The sequence below is a fragment of the Streptomyces sp. NBC_01304 genome (assembly GCF_035975855.1).
Lineage (GTDB): Bacteria > Actinomycetota > Actinomycetes > Streptomycetales > Streptomycetaceae > Streptomyces.
The window spans coordinates 7,996,835-8,018,240 of the sequence record NZ_CP109055.1; the positions used below are offsets into that span (position 1 = coordinate 7,996,835).

17 protein-coding genes are annotated in these 21,406 nt (G+C 69.6%); 9 read left to right on the forward strand and 8 right to left on the reverse strand.

Annotation, left to right across the window (positions count from 1 at the left end):
* The first annotated feature begins 88 nt into the window (after nucleotides 1-88).
* The 4 genes from lspA (at nucleotide 89) to OG430_RS35535 (ending at nucleotide 4,248) form a co-directional block, all read left to right on the forward strand.
* Nucleotides 89-745: a signal peptidase II gene (gene lspA, locus OG430_RS35520; RefSeq protein ID WP_327356752.1), complete on the forward strand. Its 657-nt coding sequence runs from the start codon at nucleotides 89-91 to the stop codon at nucleotides 743-745.
* 71 nt (nucleotides 746-816) lie between these two features.
* Complete coding sequence (locus tag OG430_RS35525; RefSeq protein WP_327356753.1) at nucleotides 817-1,761, forward strand: RluA family pseudouridine synthase; 945 nt, start codon at nucleotides 817-819, stop codon at nucleotides 1,759-1,761.
* A 62-nt stretch (nucleotides 1,762-1,823) separates the two neighbouring features.
* Entirely contained in the window at nucleotides 1,824-2,255 is a 432-nt protein-coding gene (locus OG430_RS35530; protein WP_442816613.1) for a GNAT family N-acetyltransferase, read from the forward strand.
* Nucleotides 2,256-2,661: 406 nt separating this feature from the next.
* Nucleotides 2,662-4,248 (forward strand): Na+/H+ antiporter, encoded by a 1,587-nt coding sequence (locus OG430_RS35535; protein WP_327356755.1) that lies wholly within the window; start codon nucleotides 2,662-2,664, stop codon nucleotides 4,246-4,248.
* A 26-nt stretch (nucleotides 4,249-4,274) separates the two neighbouring features.
* On the opposite strand, the gene OG430_RS35540 is transcribed toward OG430_RS35535, so the two are convergent.
* Nucleotides 4,275-5,366, reverse strand: coding sequence for a mechanosensitive ion channel family protein (locus OG430_RS35540; protein ID WP_327356756.1), 1,092 nt, complete (start codon nucleotides 5,364-5,366; stop codon nucleotides 4,275-4,277).
* A 45-nt stretch (nucleotides 5,367-5,411) separates the two neighbouring features.
* Between OG430_RS35540 and OG430_RS35545 the strand changes: the two genes are divergently transcribed.
* Nucleotides 5,412-5,984 carry a dienelactone hydrolase family protein gene (locus OG430_RS35545; RefSeq protein ID WP_327356757.1) on the forward strand — a complete coding sequence of 191 codons (573 nt, stop codon included), beginning with the start codon at nucleotides 5,412-5,414 and terminating at the stop codon, nucleotides 5,982-5,984.
* A gap of 94 nt (nucleotides 5,985-6,078) precedes the next feature.
* Here OG430_RS35545 and OG430_RS35550 read toward each other — a convergent pair whose 3' ends face one another.
* From OG430_RS35550 to OG430_RS35575, 6 genes are all read right to left on the reverse strand, one after another.
* Nucleotides 6,079-7,656, reverse strand: a complete 1,578-nt coding sequence (locus OG430_RS35550; RefSeq protein WP_327356758.1) for a serine/threonine-protein kinase — start codon at nucleotides 7,654-7,656, stop codon at nucleotides 6,079-6,081.
* 85 nt (nucleotides 7,657-7,741) lie between these two features.
* Nucleotides 7,742-8,719: a zinc metalloprotease gene (locus tag OG430_RS35555; RefSeq protein WP_327356759.1), complete on the reverse strand. Its 978-nt coding sequence runs from the start codon at nucleotides 8,717-8,719 to the stop codon at nucleotides 7,742-7,744.
* A 336-nt stretch (nucleotides 8,720-9,055) separates the two neighbouring features.
* Complete coding sequence (locus OG430_RS35560; RefSeq protein ID WP_327356760.1) at nucleotides 9,056-10,714, reverse strand: alkaline phosphatase D family protein; 1,659 nt, start codon at nucleotides 10,712-10,714, stop codon at nucleotides 9,056-9,058.
* Between the two features lie 87 nt (nucleotides 10,715-10,801).
* Entirely contained in the window at nucleotides 10,802-11,611 is an 810-nt protein-coding gene (locus OG430_RS35565; protein ID WP_327356761.1) for a DsbA family protein, read from the reverse strand.
* A gap of 46 nt (nucleotides 11,612-11,657) precedes the next feature.
* Nucleotides 11,658-12,338, reverse strand: a complete 681-nt coding sequence (locus OG430_RS35570) for a hypothetical protein (RefSeq protein ID WP_327356762.1) — start codon at nucleotides 12,336-12,338, stop codon at nucleotides 11,658-11,660.
* A 77-nt stretch (nucleotides 12,339-12,415) separates the two neighbouring features.
* The gene (locus OG430_RS35575; RefSeq protein WP_327356763.1) at nucleotides 12,416-13,744 is read right to left on the reverse strand and encodes a DUF2252 domain-containing protein; all 1,329 of its coding nucleotides are present in this window, start codon (nucleotides 13,742-13,744) and stop codon (nucleotides 12,416-12,418) included.
* Nucleotides 13,745-13,903: 159 nt separating this feature from the next.
* On the opposite strand from OG430_RS35575, the gene dnaE reads away from it, so the two are divergent.
* Nucleotides 13,904-17,446, forward strand: a complete 3,543-nt coding sequence (dnaE, locus tag OG430_RS35580; RefSeq protein WP_327356764.1) for a DNA polymerase III subunit alpha — start codon at nucleotides 13,904-13,906, stop codon at nucleotides 17,444-17,446.
* A 93-nt stretch (nucleotides 17,447-17,539) separates the two neighbouring features.
* Here dnaE and OG430_RS35585 read toward each other — a convergent pair whose 3' ends face one another.
* Nucleotides 17,540-17,716, reverse strand: a complete 177-nt coding sequence (locus tag OG430_RS35585) for a hypothetical protein (RefSeq protein WP_327356765.1) — start codon at nucleotides 17,714-17,716, stop codon at nucleotides 17,540-17,542.
* 273 nt (nucleotides 17,717-17,989) lie between these two features.
* On the opposite strand from OG430_RS35585, the gene OG430_RS35590 reads away from it, so the two are divergent.
* The 3 genes from OG430_RS35590 (at nucleotide 17,990) to OG430_RS35600 (ending at nucleotide 21,355) form a co-directional block, all read left to right on the forward strand.
* Nucleotides 17,990-19,258 carry an NYN domain-containing protein gene (locus tag OG430_RS35590; RefSeq protein ID WP_327356766.1) on the forward strand — a complete coding sequence of 423 codons (1,269 nt, stop codon included), beginning with the start codon at nucleotides 17,990-17,992 and terminating at the stop codon, nucleotides 19,256-19,258.
* A gap of 256 nt (nucleotides 19,259-19,514) precedes the next feature.
* Nucleotides 19,515-20,528 carry an ABC transporter ATP-binding protein gene (locus OG430_RS35595; protein WP_327356767.1) on the forward strand — a complete coding sequence of 338 codons (1,014 nt, stop codon included), beginning with the start codon at nucleotides 19,515-19,517 and terminating at the stop codon, nucleotides 20,526-20,528.
* Nucleotides 20,525-21,355, forward strand: a complete 831-nt coding sequence (locus OG430_RS35600; protein WP_442816614.1) for an ABC transporter permease — start codon at nucleotides 20,525-20,527, stop codon at nucleotides 21,353-21,355. The genes OG430_RS35595 and OG430_RS35600 overlap by 4 nt, the downstream gene beginning before the upstream one ends.
* Nucleotides 21,356-21,406 lie beyond the last annotated feature (51 nt).

Consider the following 21,406-nt stretch of genomic DNA (forward strand, 5'->3'; position numbering starts at 1 on the left):
GGCGCCACCGGGCGGTCCTTGCCGTCGGTGCCCGTACGGGTGTGCCGTACCCTCATCCTCAGTCAGGCATCTAGGTTGAGGGACTCACGTGGCAGAGGCGGAGCGGATCATCGGTACGCCGGATATCCCCGGAGCTGCGGACGCGGAACCGGAGCAGAGCGACGAAGGCGCGTCCGGGGCGGCCGCGGCCGGTACCTCGGAGGCCGTCGAGGCCTCGGACGCGACGGACTCGGCCGCGGCCGACGCCGAGCAGCCCAAGGGCAAGCGGAAGATCGCCGTGCTGTTCGCGGTCGCCGTCTTCGCGTACCTCCTCGACCTCGTCAGCAAGATGATCGTGGTCGCCAAGCTCGAGCACCATGAGCCGATTCAGGTCATCGGTGACCTGCTGCGGTTCGAGGCGATCCGGAACGCGGGTGCCGCGTTCGGGATCGGCGAGGCCTTCACCGTGATCTTCACGTGTATCGCCGCGACCGTGATCGTGGTGATCGCCCGCCTCGCGCGCAAGCTCTACAGCCTGCCGTGGGCCATCGCGCTCGGCATGCTGCTCGGCGGTGCGCTCGGCAACCTCACGGACCGGATCTTCCGGGCGCCCGGCGTCTTCGAGGGCGCCGTGGTCGACTTCATCGCGCCCAAGGGCTTCGCCGTGTTCAATCTGGCGGACTCGGCGATCGTCTGCGGCGGCATCCTGATCGTGATCCTTTCCTTCCGCGGCCTGGACCCGGACGGGACCGTCCACAAGGACTGAGCGGTTCGCTGCGGGGCTGCGCGGGAGGGCTCGGGTCGGGCGGTGTCCGACCGGTCCGGCATACTCATTGAGTGAGCACAGTTCCCGAGATCCGAACCCTGCCCGTGCCCGACGGCCTGGAGGGCGAGCGCGTCGACGCCGCCATCTCCCGGATGTTCGGCTTCTCCCGTACGAAGGCCGCCGAGCTGGCCGCGGCGGGGAAGGTTCAGGTCGACGGCGCGGTGGTCGGCAAGTCCGAGCGCGTGCACGGCGGGGCCTGGCTCGAGGTCGAGATGCCACAGGCCGCTGCGCCCGTGCAGATCGTGGCCGAGCCCGTCGAGGGCATGGAGATCGTGCACGACGACGACGACATCGTCGTGATCGTGAAGCCGGTGGGCGTGGCCGCGCATCCGTCGCCCGGCTGGACCGGGACCACGGTGATCGGCGGGCTCGCCGCCGCCGGATACCGGATCTCGACTTCGGGTGCCGCCGAGCGGCAGGGCATCGTGCACCGCCTCGACGTGGGTACGTCCGGGCTGATGGCCGTCGCCAAGTCGGAGCGCGCGTACACCTCGCTCAAGCGGCAGTTCAAGGAGCGCGTCGTCGACAAGCGCTACCACACGCTGGTGCAGGGCCACCCGGATCCGATGAGCGGGACGATCGACGCCCCCATCGGGCGGCATCCGCAGCATGACTACAAGTGGGCGGTCACCGCCGACGGCAAGGCGTCCGTCACGCACTACGACCTGATCGAGGCCTATCGGGCCGCCTCGCTGCTCGACGTGAAGCTGGAGACCGGGCGTACGCATCAGATCCGCGTGCACATGTCGGCTCATCGGCACCCGTGCGTGGGCGACCTGACGTACGGCGCCGATCCGACGCTGGCCAAGCGGCTCGGGCTGACCCGGCAGTGGCTGCATGCGGTGCGGCTCGGGTTCGAGCATCCTGCGGACGGGCAGTGGGTGGAGTTCTCGAGCACCTATCCGGCCGATCTCCAGAAGGCGCTGGATGCGATTGCGGCGGAGACGTACGGGTGAGCTCCGCTGGGTCTCCCGGGTCCGCCGGGTCTGCCGGGTCCTCTGGGTCTGCTGGGTTCGAGGTGAGGGCGGTGGAGTCGGCCGCCGATCTCGAGGCGTGCTTCCTTGTGCGCAAGGAGGTCTTCGTCGCCGAGCAGGGTGTGCCCGAGGAGCTCGAGTACGACGCGTACGACTCGTCTGCTGTGCATGTGCTTGCGGTCGGGCCCGACGGGGCGCTCGGCACGGGGCGGCTGGTGGTGGGGGCCGAGGGGTACGGGGACTCCGTCGGGAAGCTTGGGCGGTTGGCCGTGCGTTCCGCTGCGCGGGGGCTGGGTGTGGGGGTGGCTCTGGTGCGGGGGCTCGAGGCGGAGGCGGCTCGGCTGGGGTGTGCGGAGGTTGTTCTCGGGGCGCAGACCCATGCGCTGCGGTTTTATGAGCGGCTGGGATATGTGGCTTATGGGCCCGAGTTCGATGATGCGGGGATTGCGCATCGGGCCATGCGCCGTTCTGTTTGAGGTTGTGGGGGCGGTTCTGTGGGTGGGTGGGTTTTTTCCCCTCCCCGCCCCTTCCCTTAAGGCCTGCGGCCGGCTTTGAAGGGCCGGCCCGGGGTGGATGGGGCAGAGGTCGGGGGCTGCCGCCCCCGGGCCCCCTTTCGCGCTTCGCGCTCGTCCTCAAACGCCGGACGGGCTGGAGAGATGTGGGCGGGCCGAGAGATCCGGGCGGGCCGAGAGGTGCGGGCGAGGAGAGAGATCCGGTCAGCCGAGAGGTGCGGGTGGGGAGAGAGATCCGCGCGGGCCGAGAGGTGTGGCCGGGCTGCACGGACGAACCCCCGTCGGTCCCATAAGGGAGTTTTGGGTGGTTTCTTAGGTTTGCGTGGCACTCTTGCGGTGATCTTGCTTTGTGAGCTGCCGGAGGCGTCCCGTGGATCAGTTGGCCCTGCTGTTCGTGCTGTTGCTGGGGGCCGTGCTGAGTGTGCCCGTGGGGGAGCGGCTGGGGCTGCCCGCGCCGGTGTTGATGACGCTTGCCGGGATCGTGCTGGCGCTGCTGCCGTTCGTGCCGAACGTGGATATTCCGCCCGACTACATTCTTCCGCTCGTGCTGCCGCCCCTGCTCTACGCCTCCGTGCAGCGGACCTCCTGGCGGCAGTTCACCGCCAACGTGCGGCCGATTCTGCTGCTCGCGGTGGCGCTGGTGCTTGTTACTACTGTTGCCGTCGCGGTGGTCGCCAATGCGATCGTGCCGGGGCTGCCGATCGCCGCAGCCATCGCGCTCGGGGCGCTCGTCGCGCCGCCCGACCCGGTGGCCGCGACCGCGGTGGCGGGTCAACTGGGGCTGCCCAGACGGCTGGTGTCGATCCTCGAGGGCGAGGGGCTGTTCAACGACGTCACCGCGATCGTGCTCTACCACGTGGCCATCGCGGCAGCGGTGAGCGGGACCTTCTCGGTGGGGCAGGCCGCGATCGAGCTCGTGCTGTCCGCGGTCGTGGCCGTCGTCGTCGGGCTCGCGCTCGGCTGGGCCGCCAACAAGCTGATCGGGCTGCTCGGCGATGCCACGCTGCAGGTCGGGCTGACCGTCCTGGTGCCCTTCGTGTCGTACGTACTCGCCGAGGAGCTCATGGGGTCGGGGGTGCTCGCCGTGCTCACCACCGCGCTCTTCCTCGCCGAGTACGCCAGCGACGCGGACGACGTCATGGGGCGGATCGCCAACCGGACCTTCTGGGAGATCGTCGACACCCTGGTCACCGGTGTGGCCTTCGGCCTGATCGGACTCGAGCTGCACAACGCGATCAAGACCGCGTCGGGCCGCTGGGGCGAGCTGCTCGGCTGGTCGGCGGCGATCGTGGCCGTCGTCGTGCTCGTACGACTGCTGTGGCTGCTGCCGGCGACATGGTTGGCCAAGCGGCTGCACAGCAAGCGCGACTACGACGAGGAGATCCCCACCACCTGGCGCGAGACCGTCGTCATGTGGTGGTCCGGGATGCGGGGCGTGGCGTCCGTCGCCCTTGCCCTCGCCATTCCGCTGAAGATGGAGGACGGGTCTCCGTTTCCCGACCGCGACGAGATCGTCTTCATCGCCTTCGGGGTCATCATGGCGACGCTCGTGGTGCAGGGGCTGACCCTGCCGTGGCTGGTGAAGATGCTCGGCGTGGAGGCCGACGCGGAGATCGAGGAGGCCTTCGAGAAGGCGCTGGCGATCCGCGCCGCCAAGGCCGCCAAGGCGCGGCTCAAGGAGATCGAGCAGGTCGAGGAGTTGCCGGAGGAACTGATGGAGCAGCTGATGCGCAGGGCGTACGACATCGGGCTGCGGATCAGCCCCGAACTGGCCGACGACGAACGGCGGGCGCTCTTCGGGAAGCGGGCCGCGATGCTCAAGCGGGTCCGGCGCATCCAGAGCGAGATGATGTCCGCGGCCCGGCACGAGGTCCTCGCGGCGCGCAGCGAGCCGGGGGCCGATCCGGAGATCGTGGACCGGGTGCTGCGGCAGCTCGATGTGCGCAGCCTTCGCTGATCGCAGCTGACCGCTGCTGACGGGGGCTAGCCGCGCCCCGTCTTGGGTGCCGTCCCGTCGGGGGCCGAGGGGTGGAAGCCGTCCGGAGGCGGGGGCGCGGTCGCGGTGCTCACCTTGGGCAGTGCGTACGGATGGTGGTCGGCGAGCCAGCCGATCAGCTGCTCGCGGACCGTCACCCGCACCGTCCAGATGTCGTCCGCGTCCTTCGCCGTGACCAACGCCCTGACCTGCATCGTGCTCGGTGTGGTGTCCGTGACGGCGAGGCCCCAGTCGCGGCCGTCCCAGGCCGGGCACTCGCGCAGGATGTCGCGCAGCTTCTCGCGCATCTCGTGCACGGGCGCGCTGTGGTCCAGGTGCAGGAAGATCGTGCCGGTCATCTGGGCGCCGCCGCGCGACCAGTTCTCGAACGGCTTCGACGTGAAGTACGAGACCGGCATGGTGATCCGCCGCTCGTCCCAGGTGCGGACGGTCAGGAAGGTCAGCGTGATCTCGTCGACCTTGCCCCACTCGCCGTCCACCACGACGGTGTCCCCGAGCCGCACCATGTCGCCGAACGCGATCTGCATGCCGGCGAAGAGATTGCCAAGGGTCGACTGGGCGGCGATACCGGCGACGATGCCGAGCAGTCCGGCCGAGGCGAGCATCGAGGTGCCGACCGTGCGCATCGCGGGGAACGTCAGGAGCATGGCGGCCACCGCCACCGCGCCCACGATCGCCGTCACCACGCGCTGGATGAGCGTGACTTGCGTACGCACTCTGCGCACCCGCGCGGGATCGCGATTCGTGGCCGCGTACCGCGCGTACGACGCCTCGACGACGGCCGCGGCGATCCGCACGATCAGCCAGGCGACGGACGCGATCAGGATCAGGGTGAGGACCTGACCGACGACCTCCGAGTGGTCCTCCAGGACCTTCGCCTGCTCGTACGAACCTCTCAGCAGGGCGGTGCAGAGCACGAGTTGGAGCGGGAGGCGGCAGCGGCGCAGCAGGCCCCAGAGCGGGGTCTCGCGGTGCCGTGCGTCGGCGCGCCGCAGCAGTCGGTCCACCAGCCAGCCGATGACCAGGGTGAGCACGACCGCGCTGCCGACGACGATCAGCGGGCGCAGAACGGTCTCCATGCGTTCGACCGTAACGTTGTCAGTGGCTGCTGGCACCATGGCCCCATGAATATTCTCCTGCTTCATTCGTCCCGGGGTTTGCGCCCCGCGGTGCACGCGGCGGCCGACCGGTTGCGCGCCGCCGGCCATGTGGTGCACGTGCCCGATCTCTACGACGGCCGCACCACCGACGACGTCGACGAGAGCCTGGCGATCCGGGACGAGATCGGCATGGACGAGCTGCACCGGCGGGCCATCGCCGCCGCGGCACCGCTCTCGGACAGCGGACTGGTGTACGCGGGGTTCTCGCTCGGCGGCTTCCTCGCGGGCAATCTCGCCCTCGCGGACGTGAAGGCGCGCGGGCTGCTCCTGCTGCACGCCACGTCGGATGTTGACGAGGACGCGAAGGTCGACGACCTGCCCGTGCAGGTGCACGTCGCCGACCCGGACGCCTTCGAGCCGGGCGACTGGCTGGACACCTGGTATCTGCGGATGCAGCGCGCGGGCGCAGATGTGGAGATCTTCCGCTATCGCGGGGCCGGCCATCTGTTCACCGACCCGGACACGGAGGACTACGACGAGGAGGCGGCCGAGGCGACCTGGAAGCAGGCGCTCGGGTTCCTGGACTCGCTGGACTAGGGAGTACGTCGGAAGGGAGTACGTCGGAAGGGAGTACGTCGGAAGTCGCGGGGCAGGAGGACTTTCGACACACGCCCCAGGCGCGCGCGGAGCTTCAGGGCCGGGTGCAGCGGCCCGTCGTGCCGCCGGACGGGGTCGGGTAGCACTGGTACTTGAAGTCGGTGCCGCTCTTGCTGATGAAGCGGCCCACGCACTGGTCACGGCTCGTCAGGCCGATGCCCTGGCAGTACGAGACGGCCTCTTCGCCGTTGCCGAAGCCGGGGGAGTACAGCACCCAGTACCCCGGCTGCAGTGAGCCGTAGGCGCTGCTGTCCAGGTGCCGGACGTTCTCGGCTCCCTTGGCGCGCAGTGCCGCAGCTGCCCGGTCCCGGGGGCCGGTGCCCGAGGCCTTGGGGAAGGAGCCCAGCTGGGCGACCCAGGTGTTCGCCACCTCGTCGACGGGCGGCGGGCTCGACTCCGGCGGTGTGGTCGTCGGCGGCGTGGTCGTCGGGGGAGTGGTGGGTGGCGGAGTGGTGGGCGGGTCCTGCGGCGGACCGGTCGTGCAGTCCGGGCCGCTCGGGCAGGCCGCGTTGCCCTTGTCGCCGTTGCTGCCCGCCTCCTTGCCGTCGCCGTCCGGGTTCCGCAGGACGAACACCAGGGCGGTGGCCGCCACGATCGCGACGGCCACCGCGATCACGGCGACGATCACCGGCGTACGGTTCCGGGGCTCGGGGTGGCCTTGATGCTGCGGCCGGGTCTCCGACGAGGCGCGTGGCATGGGCGGCACCCCCGGGCGCGGCTCGTCCGGCCGGGGCGGCGGTGGCGGCAGCGACGGTCCATGCGCCGTCTGTGTCGGCTGCGCCCACTGGGGCGAGGTGCCCGCCTCCACCTGCGCCAGCATCGCGTCCAGGCGGACCGCGTCGGGCCGCGCCGCCGGGTCCCGCACGAGGAGCGCGCCGAGCACCGGGGCGAGCGGGCCCGAACGCACCGGCGGGGGTACCGGATCGTCGAGCACCGCCGCGAGCGTGGCCAGGGTCGTGGCCCGGCGCAGCGGGCTGACGCCCTCCACGGCGACGTACAGGACGAGCCCGAGCGACCACAGGTCGGAGGCCGGATCGTCGTCGGTGCCGCGGATGCGTTCCGGCGCGATGTACTCGGGGGAGCCGATGAGATCGCCCGTCGCGGTGAGCGAGGTGGAGCCCTGCAGGGCGGCGATGCCGAAGTCGGTGAGGACCGCGCTGCCGTCCGCCCGCAGCATGACGTTGGCCGGCTTGACGTCGCGGTGCTGGATGCCCGCGGCGTGCGCGGCGCTCAGGGCGGAGAGGATCTGGCGGCCCATGCGGGCGGTGTCCCGGGCGTTCAACGGGCCCTGGTTCAGGCGGTCCTGGAGCGTCGGTCCTGCCAGCAGCTCCATGACGATCCACGGGTGCGGGCCCACGTCCACGATGTGGTGGACGGTGACCACGTGCGGGTGGCTGAGCCGTGCCAGCGCGCGGGCCTCGCGCAGTACCCGCTCGCGCAGCACGTCCCCACAGGCGCCGGTCAGGGCCGGGTCGGGGGGCCGCACTTCCTTGAGGGCGACCTCGCGGTGCAGGGCGGTGTCACGGGCCCGCCACACGGTGCCCATGCCGCCGCTGCCGAGCCGCGCGAGCAGCTCGAAGCGGCCGTCGATGATGTCGCCGGGCGTGCTCATGTCGCCGATCCCCCTCCACCCTGCGGGCGTTGAGGAGCAGGGTAGAGGGGGGACGGCATCGAGTGCAGAGGTCTCGCAGGGCTGATCAGCCGCGGTAGGCGGCCCAGCTGTCCTGCATGCGCTTGGCCTGGCCCGCGCTGAACTGCGTCATGCAGTTGTCGTACGTGTAGTCCATAAAATTGTGGATCGGGTCGACGCCCGGCTTGCTGGCGCAGGTGTCACGGCCGGTGGGGCACTGGAAGGCCGCGCTCTTCTCGGCAGGGGTGTCGTCGACGTAGTCGCCCTTGCCGTTACAGCCGCCCTGGAAGGTGTGGTACAGCCCCATCCAGTGGCCGACCTCGTGGGTGCCGGTGTCGCCCTCGTTGTAGTTGGTGGCGGAGCCGCCGGGCAGCGAGGTGTCGAGGACGACCACGCCGTCGTCCTTCGGGTTCGAGTTGTACGACGACGGGAAGGTGGCCCAGCCGAGCAGGTCCTGGCCGAGGCTCGCGGTGTAGAAGTTGAGCGCGTTCGCGCCGCCCTTGCGCAGGGTGGACTTCATGGCCTTCTCCGCGCTGGAGCCGGGGGAGACGCCGTTGTACCAGGAGGCGTTGTCGGTGTAGTCCGTGCCGGCCAGCGAGAACTGGAAGCCGGAGTCGTTGTTCCCGGTGCCCTGGCCGCTGTACGCGGCGTTCAGGACCGCCATCTGCTTGCTGATGTCGGTGCTGGTCAGCTTGCCGGTCGCGCCGTCGTGGACGATGTGGAAGTAGACCGGGACGGTCGTCACGGCCTGCGTGCCCAGCCCTCTGCCGCTCGCGCGCAGCCGGTCGAGTCTCTGCTTGAGGTCCGCGTCCATGGCCTTGGCCTTGGTCGCGCTGATCGCGTTGGGCTCGTCGGTGTGCCCCGCGCCCGCACGGCTCACCCGGGCCGAACTGGCGTCGGTTTCAGCGCATTTGGTGTCCTTCGGTGCGGCGGAGGCCACACCGGTGGGAGCGGAGAGCGGAGCGAAGGCCAGAGTTCCGGCCACCACGGCGGCGCCGAGGAAGCGGGTGCGCAGACGCGGCGATATTCGGGCAAGGGCACGCATGGAGGACTCCTCGCGGACATGGGCGGGGAGCAACTTCCCCGCCACCGCGGGGAGATTACGTGGCCATGTCAGATGCCGAGGAGAGTCGATCAGGCCCAATCAATCGTCTGGTGAATCGGGTCAACGGGGGGAAATGCTGCGGTCCCGCATGAGGTTTGGGAGACGGATGTAACGAGAGGCGTCACCGGGGCGGGTGGTGTGTCCGGGTTAAGTCCCCGGCCCTCACCACCCGCCGTGACGGCGTGATCTGTTCTTAACGCGCCGTGCGGTGGCCGGAATTCGACCCTGGCCGCATGGCCTGGCGCACCGGCCGGCCCCTCGGCCCAGGGCGTCGGCCTAGCGCACCGGCCGGTCCACCCGCTCGACCTTCTGCGTGCCGCTGGCCGTGCGGTACGAACGCGCCCACTTGGCGCTGGCGTCGGCGTCTGCCTTGTCCGACAGGACGTAGTAGTCCATCTGCGAGCGCTCGGCCGTGACGTCCAGGACGCCGTAGCCGTGGTTGTCCATGTCGACCCACTTCACATGGCGGTTGGCGGCCCTGATGGCGCCGGCCGCGACCAGCGAGAGCGTGCCGGGCGCGACATGCAGGATGTCGTCGATGTTGTCCGAGGTGACGGACGTGACCACGAACTCCGTCGCCGCGGACTGCGAGAAGGGGTACGTCGCCGCCTTCACCGGTACGTCATTGGCCCAGGCCATGTGGATGTCGCCGGTGAGGAAGACGGTGTCCTTGATGCCGTTGCCGGTGAGGTGGGCGAGGAGTTCCTTGCGGTCGTCCGTGTAGCCGTCCCACTGGTCGACGTTGATCGCGATGCCCTCCTTGGGCAGGCCCAGCAACTCCGCGAGGGGGGCGAGGAATTCGGCCGGTACGGAGCCGAAGGCGACCGGCGAGATCATCACCGAGGTGCCGACCAGCTTCCACTGCGCCTGGGACTGGGTGAGGCCCTGCTTCAGCCAGTCCAGCTGGGCGCGGCCCGTGATCGATCGGTTCGGGTCGTCCACCTTGCCGCTGCCGACGCCCGCCTGCTGGTCGCGGAAGGAGCGCAGGTCGAGCAGGTGCAGATCGGCCAGCTTGCCGTAGCGGATGCGGCGGTAGACGGTGCCCTCGGTGGCGGGGCGGACCGGCATCCACTCGAAGTAGGCCTGCTTGGCGGCCGTTTGGCGGGCCGCCCAGTCGCCCTCGGCGCCCGGGGTGTGGTTCTCGGCGCCGCCCGACCAGGTGTCGTTGGCTATCTCATGGTCGTCCCAGATGGCGATCACGGGGTGCCGGGCGTGCAGGGACTGCAGATCGGCGTCCGTCTTGTACTTGCCGTGCCGGGTGCGGTAGTCGGCGAGCGTGACGATCTCGTTCTTCGGCTCGTGCTGCCGTACGACGTACTTCTCGGCCGGGTAGCCGCCGGTCGCGTACTCGTAGATGTAGTCGCCGAGATGGAGGATCGCGTCGAGGTCCGCGCGGGCGGCGAGATGGCGGTACGCGGCGAAGTAGCCGGACTCCCAGTTGGCGCAGGAGACCACGCCGAAGCGGACGCCCGGGGCGGCGGCGTCGTGCGCCGGGGTGGTCCGGGTGCGGCCGACGGGCGAGGCCGCATCGCCGGCGGTGAACCGGAAGTAATAGTCGGTCGCCTGGCGAAGGCCCCTTACGTCGGCCTTGACCGTGTGGTCGGAGGCGGCCTTGGCGGTGGTGCTGCCCTTGCCGACGACCTTGGCGAAGTCCTTGTCCTCGGCGACCTCCCAACTCACCGTCACGTCCGGCCCCTTGCCGGATCCGGGTATCGCCTCGGCGGTCGGCGTGATCCGGGTCCACAGCAGGACGCCGTCGGGCAGCGGGTCGCCGGACGCGACGCCGTGCAGGAATGCGGGGCCCTCGGCGGCGTGAGCGAGGGGCATGGCGGCGAGCGGGGCGGCGAGGGCCGCGGTGGCGGCAGCGGCCTTGACGACCGTGCGGCGGCTGGGAGTTGAGGCACCTGAAGGTGCGGCAGGGAGATGACTGGTCACAAGCGATCACATTACTGACCAGTACGAACGAAGAGCGGGCGAACTCGGAAAAGTTCGCCCGCTCTTCGGCAAGAGGTATCAGGTGCGCTACTTCGTGACGCCCGCCGTCTTCAGCGCAGCCTTCCAGGCGTCGGCGGTCTTCGGAGTCTCGACCACCTTGTCGTTGATCTTGATGGTGGGAGTGGAGTCCACGCCCTCGGCCGAGTTGAAGGAGTCGCTCATCTTCATGGCCCAGGGGTCGAAGGTGCCCTTCTTGACGGCGTTCTGGAACTTGGTGTTGCCCTTGAGGGCGTCCACGGTGTCGGCCACCTTGATCAGGTAGTCGTCTTTGGCGAAGTCGTCGGTGGACTCCGAGGGGTGGTACTTCGACGAGTACAGCGCGGTCTTGTACTCGACGAACGCCTCGGGGCTGACGTTCAGGGCGGCGCCGAGCGCGCTGAGGGCGTTCTTCGAGCCCTCGCCCTTGAGGTTGCCGTCGAGGAAGGTGCCGATGGTGAAGGTCAGCTTGTAGTCGCCGTCCTCCATGCCCTTGTTGACCGCCTCGCCGATGGACTGCTCCATGGCCGCGCAACCGGGGCAGCGCGGGTCCTCGTACAGGTGGACCGTGTTCTTGCCGGTGGACTTGCCGATCGTGACGGTGGTGCCGTTCTTGCCCGAGGAGTTCGCCGGGGTGACCACCTTCGCCTTGGCGGCCTTCTCCCACTGCGTGGGCTCCTTGGGCTTGTTGGCCTGCACCACCCAGTACCCGATGCCGCCGGCCGCCGCGAGCACGCCGACGACCGCCGCCGCGACGACTATCTGCCGCCTGGCCCGGTCCTTCTTGGCCTGCCGCTCCCGCTCGATGCGCAGCCGCTCGCGCGCTGCCGACTTCGCCTGCTGGCTGTTCCGCTTGCTCATGATGGTCTTCTTCTCCGTGTGAAAAGGCTGTGGGGGACGTACGTGCTCAGACGAGGGCTGAGCACGGCGGTCCACGCCGTCCCACGGAGTGGGCGAAGAGCCGGGTGCGGGTCGTACGTATCCGGAGCGTGGGAAGCGCCGCACTCCGGACCGGCTTCGGATGCGCCGTCACCGACGCGACCGCGATCAGCAGCGGCCGGAAGGCGAGCGCGGCCACCGCGCGAAGAAGCTGGGCCAGGGCGCGCTCGCCGCGCCGCAGCCAGGCGGCGGCGAGCAGACCGACCACGACGTGCGAGGCGAGCAGCAGCCAGGCCGTGCCGGGTCCCGAGGCGTCGAGGAGGTCGGCGGCGCCTTGGTCACCGCCGGCCGCGCGGACCAGGGGCGCCCCCACGCTCGTACCGCCACACAGGACGTCGAAGCCGAAGGAGCGCAACGTACCGGCGACCGGGCCGCCCGCCTGTCCGTAACAGACGTGCTGGCCGGTGGTGAAGACCGTGTCGGCGGCCAGCTCCAGGGGGATCAGGAGCGAGGAGATCCGCCAGAACCCGCGCTCACGCCCGGCGAGCGCGAAGGCGATGAGGAAGACGCCCGCGGCGACCGGGGCCATGGTCGCCAGGGGCAGCGGAACCTGCGAGAGCAGCACATGGGACGCGGCGGACAGCGTCACGACCAGAGCCGTGAAAAGCGCCGCCCGCAACATCCTCAGCTGCGTCCCGGATATACCCATCGTCCGAGAGTGTGCCACGGGGATAAGTAAGGGCCCCCTCAAGGGTTCCTATGAACAGCGCACCCGCTGCAGACCCGCTATAGACCCGGAATGCGACCGTTACGGAAAAGGTCCACAAAGATCTGGTGGTCCTGGCGGGCCCGCGCGCCGTATTCATGCGCGAAGTCCACAAGGAGGCCCGCGAAGCCGTCCTCGTCGGCCGCGATGGCGGCGTCGATGGCGCGCTCGGTGGAGAACGGCACCAGGCCCGAGTAGCCGCTCTCGTCGTCCGCCGCCGCGTGCATGGCCGCGGTCGCCCGGCCCAGATCGGCGACCACGGCCGCGATCTCCTCGGTGTCGTCGATGTCCGACCAGTCCAGGTCGACGGCGTACGGCGAGACCTCGGCGACCAGCTGCCCGGAGCCGTCCAGCTCGGTCCAGCCCAGCCACGGGTCCGCGTGCGCCTGCAGCGCGCGCTGCGAGATGACCGTGCGGTGGCCCTCGTGCTGGAAGTAGTCGCGGATCGCGCCGTCCGTGATGTGCCGGGAGACCGCCGGGGTCTGCGCCTGCTTCATGTAGATCACGACGTCGTTCTCCAGGGCGTCGCTGTTGCCCTCCAGAAGGATGTTGTACGAGGGCAGGCCCGCGGAGCCGATGCCGATGCCCCGACGGCCCACGACGTCCTTCACGCGGTACGAGTCCGGGCGGGTCAGCGACGACTCGGGCAGGGTCTCCAGGTAGCCGTCGAAGGCCGCCAGGACCTTGTACCGGGTGGCCGCGTCCAGCTCGATGGAGCCGCCGCCCGGCGCGAAACGGCGCTCGAAGTCGCGGATCTCCGTCATGGAGTCGAGCAGCGAGAAGCGGGTACGCGCGCGTGCCGAGCGAAGTGCGTCCATCAGCGGGCCGTCGGCGGTGTCCAGCGTGAAGGGCGGCACCTCGTCGTCCTTGGCGCCCGTCGCCAGGGCGTGGACGCGCTCGCGGTAGGCGGCCGCGTACGTCCGTACAAGGTCGCTGATCTGTCCGTCGCTGAGCGCCTTCGAGTAACCGATCAGGGCCACGGAGGCGGCGAAGCGCTTGAGGTCCCAGGTGAAGGGGCCGACGTAGGCCTCGTCGAAGTCGTTCACGTTGAAGATCAGCCGGCCCTGGGCGTCCATGTACGTGCCGAAGTTCTCGGCGTGCAGATCGCCGTGGATCCACACCCGGCCGGTCCGGTCGTCCAGGTACGGTCCGCCGTGCTGCTCGCGCTCCAGGTCGTGGTAGAAGAGGCAGGCCGTGCCGCGGTAGAAGGCGAAGGCCGAGGCGGCCATCTTCCGGAATTTCACGCGGAACGCGGCCGGGTCGGCGGCGAGGAGCTCGCCGAACGCGGTGTCGAAGACGGCGAGGATCTGCTCGCCACGCTCATCAGCGCTGGGCTGCGGGACCGACATCGCTGGGTGCCTCCTGGTGCATGACATTTGGGACAGGTGTTCCGTCCCTACCAACGCCCGACCGTACCCGTGAGTGCCCGACGGCTGTCAGTCGTGCGACGTAGACTTCCACGCTGTCCCCCCATCCTGTCGCCGCGTGTTCCCCGGAGGTCTTTCGTCGTGACCAAGCCGCCCTTTACGCACCTTCACGTCCACACCCAGTACTCGCTGCTGGACGGTGCCGCGCGGCTCAAGGACATGTTCAATGCCTGCAATGAGATGGGCATGACGCACATCGCGATGTCCGACCACGGCAACCTCCACGGGGCGTACGACTTCTTCCACACGGCGAAGAAGGCGGGCGTCACGCCGATCATCGGCATCGAGGCGTACGTCGCCCCGGAGTCGCGGCGCAACAAGCGCAAGATCCAGTGGGGTCAGCCGCACCAGAAGCGCGACGACGTGTCCGGTTCGGGTGGTTATACCCACAAGACGATCTGGGCGTCGAACAGCACCGGACTGCACAACCTCTTCAAGCTCTCCTCGGACGCGTACGCCGAGGGCTGGCTGACGAAGTGGCCGCGCATGGACAAGGAGACGATCTCCCAGTGGTCGGAGGGGCTCATCGCCTCCACCGGCTGCCCCTCCGGCGAGCTGCAGACCCGCCTTCGCCTCGGCCAGTACGAGGAAGCGCGCAAGGCGGCGGGCGAGTACCAGGACATCTTCGGCAAGGACCGGTACTTCCTGGAGCTGATGGACCACGGCATCGACATCGAGCGCCGGGTCCGTGACGACCTCCTGAAGATCGGCAAGGAGCTGGGGATCCCGCCCCTGGTCACCAACGACTCGCACTACACGTACGCGCACGAGTCGACCGCGCACGACGCCCTGCTCTGCATCCAGACCGGCAAGAACCTGAGCGACCCCGACCGCTTCCGCTTCGACGGCACCGGTTACTACCTGAAGACGACCGACGAGATGTACGCCATCGACTCGTCGGACGCCTGGCAGGAAGGCTGCGCCAACACCCTCCTGGTGGCCGAACAGATCGACACCACCGGCATGTTCGAGGCCAAGGACCTCATGCCGAAGTTCGAGATCCCGGACGGCTACACCAACACCACCTGGTTCAAGGAGGAAGTGCGGCGCGGCATGGACCGCCGCTATCCCGGAGGTGTCCCCGAGGACCGGCAGAAGCAGGCCGAGTACGAGATGGACATCATCATCCAGATGGGGTTCCCGGGGTACTTCCTCGTCGTCGCCGACTTCATCATGTGGGCCAAGAACAACGGCATCGCGGTGGGCCCGGGCCGAGGTTCCGCGGCCGGCTCGATCGTCGCGTACGCGATGGGCATCACCGACCTCGACCCGATCACGCACGGCCTGATCTTCGAGCGGTTCCTCAACCCCGAGCGCGTCTCCATGCCCGATGTCGACATCGACTTCGACGAGCGCAGGCGCGTCGAAGTGATCCGGTACGTGACCGAGAAGTACGGCGCCGACAAGGTCGCCATGATCGGCACGTACGGAAAGATCAAGGCGAAGAACGCCATCAAGGACTCCGCGCGCGTGCTCGGATATCCGTACGCGATGGGCGACCGCCTCACCAAGGCCATGCCCGCCGACGTCCTCGGCAAGGGCATCGACCTCTCCGGCATCACCGACCCCAAGCACCCGCGCTACAGCGAGGCGGGCGAGATCCGGGGGATGTACGAGAACGAGCCGGACGTGAAGAAGGTCATCGACACCGCCAAGGGCGTCGAGGGCCTGGTCCGGCAGATGGGCGTGCACGCCGCCGGCGTCATCATGTCCAGCGAGCCGATCATCGACCACGCCCCGATCTGGGTGCGGCACACCGACGGCGTCACCATCACGCAGTGGGACTACCCGCAGTGCGAGTCGCTCGGCCTGATCAAGATGGACTTCCTGGGCCTCAGGAACCTGACGATCATGGACGACGCCGTCAAGATGGTGAAGGCCAACAAGGGCGTCGACCTGGAGATGCTCGCGCTGCCGCTCGACGACCCCACGACGTACGAACTGCTCTGCCGCGGTGACACGTTGGGCGTCTTCCAGTTCGACGGCGGCCCGATGCGCTCGCTGCTCCGCCAGATGCAGCCCGACAACTTCGAGGACATTTCCGCCGTTTCGGCCCTGTATCGGCCGGGCCCGATGGGCATGAACTCGCACACGAACTACGCCGAGCGCAAGAACGGCCGGCAGGAGATCACCCCGATCCACCCCGAGCTCGAGGAGCCCCTGAAGGAGACCCTCGGCCTCACCTACGGCCTCATCGTGTACCAGGAGCAGGTGCAGAAGGCCGCCCAGATCATTGCCGGTTACTCGCTCGGCGAGGCCGACATCCTGCGCCGCGTGATGGGCAAGAAGAAGCCCGAGGAGCTGGAGAAGAACTTCACCATCTTCCAGGCGGGCGCGAAGAAGAACGGCTTCTCGGACGCCGCGATCCAGGCCCTGTGGGACGTCCTGGTGCCGTTCGCCGGCTACGCGTTCAACAAGGCCCACTCCTCCGCGTACGGCCTGGTCACCTACTGGACCGCGTACCTCAAGGCCAACTACCCGGCCGAGTACATGGCGGCGCTGCTCACCTCGGTCAAGGACGACAAGGACAAGTCGGCCGTCTATCTGAACGAGTGCCGGCGCATGGGCATCAAGGTGCTCCCGCCGAATGTGAACGAGTCCGAGCAGAACTTCGCCGCGCAGGGCGACGACGTGATCCTCTTCGGCCTCTCCGCGGTGCGCAACGTCGGTACGAACGTGGTCGAGTCGATCATCCGCAGCCGCAAGGCCAAGGGGAAGTACGCCTCCTTCCCCGACTACCTCGACAAGGTCGAGGCCGCCGCCTGCAACAAGCGCACCACCGAATCGCTCATCAAGGCGGGCGCCTTCGACACGATGGGCCACACCCGCAAGGGCCTCACCGCGCAGTACGAGCCGATGATCGACAACGTGGTGGCGGTCAAGCGCAAGGAGGCCGAGGGGCAGTTCGACCTCTTCGGCGGCATGGGCGACGAGGGCGGCAGCGACGAGCCGGGCTTCGGGCTCGACGTCGAGTTCTCCACCGACGAGTGGGAGAAGACCTATCTCCTTGCCCAGGAGCGGGAGATGCTCGGTCTGTACGTGTCCGACCACCCGCTGTTCGGCCTGGAGCACGTGCTCTCCGACAAGGCCGACGCGGGCATCGGTCAGCTCACCGGCGGTGACTACTCGGACGGTTCGATCGTCACCATCGGCGGCATCATCTCCGGCCTGCAGCGCAAGATGACCAAGCAGGGCAACGCCTGGGCGATCGCCACGGTGGAGGACCTCGCGGGCTCCATCGAGTGCATGTTCTTCCCGGCGACGTACCAGCTGGTGTCCACCCAACTCGTCGAGGACGCCGTGGTGTTCGTCAAGGGACGCCTCGACAAGCGCGAGGACGTGCCGCGGCTCGTCGCCATGGAACTGCAGGTCCCCGACCTGTCCAACGCGGGCACCAACGCCCCGGTGATCATCACGATCCCGACCGTCAAGGTGACGCCGCCGATGGTCAGCAGGCTCGGTGAGATCCTCGGCCACCACAAGGGCAACTCCGAGGTACGGATCAAGCTTCAGGGCGCCCGCAAGACCACGGTGCTGCGCCTCGACCGGCATCGCGTACAGCCGGACCCGGCGCTCTTCGGAGACTTGAAGGTGCTGCTCGGGCCGTCCTGCCTGGCGGGCTGACCTTCACAGGAGAGCCTTCGCAGGAGATACGCCGAGGGGCGCGCCCGAACAGGGCGCGCCCCTCGCGTGTGCCCAATAGGGGTGCCAGGCCGCCTAGTTGTGGCCGAACTTCTTCTGCCGCTTGCCGCCGGAGGGCGAGAAGCCGGAGTTGCTCGGGGCCTCGTTCTGGACCTCGCCCGCCTGCTCGGCCTGCTCGGCGCCGCGCTGCGACTCCTGCTGCTGGCCGCGCTGCTGCTGGTCGCGGTTCTGGCGGTTCTTGTTCTTGGCCATGGTGACTGCCTCCTGAGGGGTGTCTAGGGGCCAGGGCCGCGACCAGATTCACACATTGGGGCAAATGCCGCATTTTGGAGAATTACCGTGCGTAATAAGGGCTGTCGGGGAGTGATGCGCCGACCCGTCGAGGAGTGATGTTTCGATACGCCACGCCGAAGATCGAGTTCCGGCCGTTAACCCCCGTCGCTTCGGGCAGACTCGAAGGTAACCCGAAGCAAACCCGCCCCCGATTTCTGATTTCGGGGAGCCATAGGGAAAGAGGGTGGAACCGTGGACCGCTGCGTCGTCCTGGTGGACGCCGGCTATCTGCTGGGCGCCGCCGCGAGCCTGCTCGCCGGAGAACCCTCCCGGTCGCGGATCGCCGTCGATCACACCGCACTCATCCACGGCCTGCGAGCCCTCGCCGAGTCGGACACCGAGCAACCACTTCTGCGGATCTACTGGTTCGACGGCGCCCCCGACCGCGTACCGCAGCCGGAACACCGAAGGCTGCGCGTGATGCCCCGCGTCACCGTCCGGCTCGGCGCCCTGACCCGCAGCGACGGACGCTGGGCGCAGAAGGGTGTGGACGCCGCGATGCACGCCGAGCTCACCGAACTCGCCCGCAACCGCGCCTGTTCGGACGTGGTCCTGGTGACGGGTGACGGCGATCTGCTGCCGGGTCTGATGTCCGCGAAGGAGCACGGCGTCGCCGTCCACCTGTGGGCCGTGCAGGCCGCCGACGGGGACTACAACCAGTCCGAGGACCTGGTCGCCGAGGCCGACGAGCGCCGCGTACTCGACCGCGCGTGGATCACCCAGTCGGTACGCGCCAAGGAGCTCGGCGGTCCCTGTGCGCCGCAGCCCGTGCCGCGGCCCGAGATCGCCGCGATCCTCTCCGCGCCGCTGCCCGAGTCCGCGATGGCCGCGGCGGCGGTCGAGCGGGCCGACGAGGAGTCCCGCGAGGCGGCCCGCGAGCCGGCCATCGGGGCGCAGAACGGCTCTGCCGGGGATCGGGACGAGCACAGCGGGGCCGAGCGGGCCGCCGCGAAGGGGGTGCCCACCCCCAAGGACCTTGCCGCGCTGCGGGCCCCTGGAGTGCAGGCCGGTGCCGGTGCTGTCGGCAAGGAGCACACCAATGCGACCCTGCGCTGGTCGTCCGACAAGGGGTGGATCGAGCGGCCCGGGGCCACGGCGGAGCCCACCGAGGCCGCCTCCCTGCCGACGCTTGCCCAGCTGACCACGGCCGAGCAGCGGTGGGCCGACCGTGAGGAGGACATCACCACGGTGGGTGGGGATCCGTACGAGGTGGGGCAGGTTTTCGCTCGGCGGTGGATGGCTCGGTTGCCGGACCCTGCGGGGTTGCAGAAGTTGTCCACGCTGTATCCGCGGGTGCCGCATCGGATCGATGGTGAGCTCTTGCGGTACGCCGCACGCTTTGGGCTGCTGGCCCATAAGGACGACCAGATCGATGAGCATGATCGGTATGCGATTCGGGCCGGGTTCTGGCGGGAGATCGATGTGCGTACGGCTGCGGAGCATGCGCCTGTCGGCGAGTGAGTGAGCTCGGCCGGCCATGACGTGGCTGGGGTCGCGGGGGCGCTGCCCCCGGGCCCCCGGTCCTCGCCGGACGGGCTGTCTTTTGCCCCTCCCCGCCCCTTCCCCAAATCCTGCGGAGCTTTCCGCCCTCCGGGCGGTGTCCTCAAACGCCGGACGGGCTGAATGAGGATGCCCGACGGCCGGGGAGAGATGCGGACGACTGAAAGAACGGCCCCGGCGGCATTTCGCTCTGCGGAACCCCGTAGGCTCCTCCCTCGTGAGTACGCGCACGGGACAAGCGGTACACGGCGACGACGTCGTGTGTGTGGTGCGTGATCTGGTCAAGACCTATCCGGCGGCGCGCGGCAGGCGCGGTGCGCCCGGGACGCCCGCCGTGCGGGCCACCGACGGGCTTGCGCTGCAGGTGCGGCGCGGGGAGATCTTCGGGCTGCTCGGGCCGAACGGTGCGGGCAAGTCCACGCTCGTACGTCAGCTCACCGGGCTCCTTCGGCCCGACTCCGGGCACGTAGAGATTCTCGGGCACGACATCGTGCGCCATCCCGAGCGGGCCGCGCGGCTGCTTGCCTATCTGGGGCAGGAGTCGACCGCCCTCGACGAGCTGACCGTTTCGCTCGCGGTGGAGACCACAGGGCGGCTGCGCGGGCTCGACGTGCGACAGGCACGGGCCGAGCGGGACGACGTACTCGAAGAACTGGGGCTCGTCGAGCTGGCCGGGCGGCCCCTCAAGAAGCTTTCCGGCGGTCAGCGGCGGCTCGCCTGCTTCGCGACCGCGCTGGTCGGGGAGCGGCCGTTGCTCGTCCTCGACGAGCCGACGACCGGCATGGACCCCGTGGCGCGGCGCGCCGTGTGGGCCGCGGTCGACCGGCGCCGGGCCGAGCGCGGCACGACCGTGCTGCTCGTCACGCACAACGTCATCGAGGCCGAGACCGTCCTCGACCGGGTCGCCGTCCTGGAGTGCGGGCGGGTCATCGCCTGCGATACGCCGGCCGGGCTGAAGAGCCAGGTCGCGTCCGAGGTGCGGCTCGAGCTGGTGTGGCGCGAGCGGGCGCCGCTGGGTGTGCCCGAGGTGGCGGCGCTGCGGACGTCCGCGGAGGAGTCCGGGCGGCGCTGGGTGCTCCGGCTGCCGCCCGACGAGGCGCGGGCCGCGGTGGGAGCGGTCACCGGGGGCGCGGCGTTCGCCGCGCTGGACGACTTCACGTTGGCCACGCCCAGCCTGGAAGACGTATACCTCGCGCTGGGCGGGCGGGCGAAGGGACTGGTCAAGGCGTGACGAGCTACGTACCTGCCGAGGCGGCCGTGAGCGGACGCGGTGCCGTCCCGCGCCCCGCGGACGACGTCGCGGCGGCGCCCCTGGCTCCCCGTGCCCGGCTGCTGCCCTCGCTCGGCGCCGTCTACCGGGCCCAGCTGTCGCGGGCCCGGGTCGCCCGGATTCCGCTGCTGTTCGTCGCGACCTTCCAGTCCGTCGGGATCATGGTCCTGATGCGCGGCGTCGTCGACGGCGGTGGCGAGGCGCGGGCCGTCGTCGCCGGGTCGTCCGTCCTCGTCGTGGCCTTCGTGGCGCTCAATCTGCTGGCCCAGTACTTCGGACAGCTGCGCGGCAGCGGCGGGCTCGATCACTACGCGACGCTTCCCGTGCCGCCCGCGGCCGTGGTGCTCGGTGCGGCGGGCGCGTACGCCTCCTTCACCGTGCCGGGGACGTTCGTGACCGCCGTCTTCGGCAGCGTGCTGTTCGGGCTGCCGCTGACGCATCTGTGGGTCCTTCTCGCCGTCGTCCCGCTCGCCGGCGCCGCCCTCGCCGGGCTCGGTGCCGCGCTCGGGCTGCTTGCGCCGCGGCCCGAACTGGCCACGCTGCTCGGCCAGTTGGGCATGTCCGCGGCGCTGCTGCTCGGCGTGCTGCCGGCCGACCGGATGCCGCAGGCCATCGGGTACGCGCGCGATCTGCTGCCCTCCACGTACGGCGTCGAGGCCTTCGCCCGCACCTTCGACGCCCACCCGGACTGGTCGGCCGTGGCGCTCGACCTCGCCATCTGCGCGGGGGTCGGCGTGGCCTCGCTGGCCGTCGCGACCTGGGCGTACCGCCGAGCGGCCGTGCGCTGACAGACCCGATCGGCGGTCCCACCCCAGGGCCCGCCGGGCAGGCCTGGCACG

Excerpts from the sequence above, each read along its gene's own strand:
- OG430_RS35565 (WP_327356761.1), bottom strand. The coding sequence starts at position 11,611 with ATGAGCAAGCGGAACAGCCAGCAGGCGAAGTCGGCAGCGCGCGAGCGG.
- OG430_RS35555 (WP_327356759.1), bottom strand. The coding sequence starts at position 8,719 with ATGCGTGCCCTTGCCCGAATATCGCCGCGTCTGCGCACCCGCTTCCTC.
- OG430_RS35540 (WP_327356756.1), bottom strand. The coding sequence starts at position 5,366 with ATGGAGACCGTTCTGCGCCCGCTGATCGTCGTCGGCAGCGCGGTCGTG.
- OG430_RS35570 (WP_327356762.1), bottom strand. The coding sequence starts at position 12,338 with ATGGGTATATCCGGGACGCAGCTGAGGATGTTGCGGGCGGCGCTTTTC.
- OG430_RS35545 (WP_327356757.1), top strand. The coding sequence starts at position 5,412 with ATGAATATTCTCCTGCTTCATTCGTCCCGGGGTTTGCGCCCCGCGGTG.
- OG430_RS35585 (WP_327356765.1), bottom strand. The coding sequence starts at position 17,716 with ATGGCCAAGAACAAGAACCGCCAGAACCGCGACCAGCAGCAGCGCGGC.
- OG430_RS35575 (WP_327356763.1), bottom strand. The coding sequence starts at position 13,744 with ATGTCGGTCCCGCAGCCCAGCGCTGATGAGCGTGGCGAGCAGATCCTC.
- OG430_RS35550 (WP_327356758.1), bottom strand. The coding sequence starts at position 7,656 with ATGAGCACGCCCGGCGACATCATCGACGGCCGCTTCGAGCTGCTCGCG.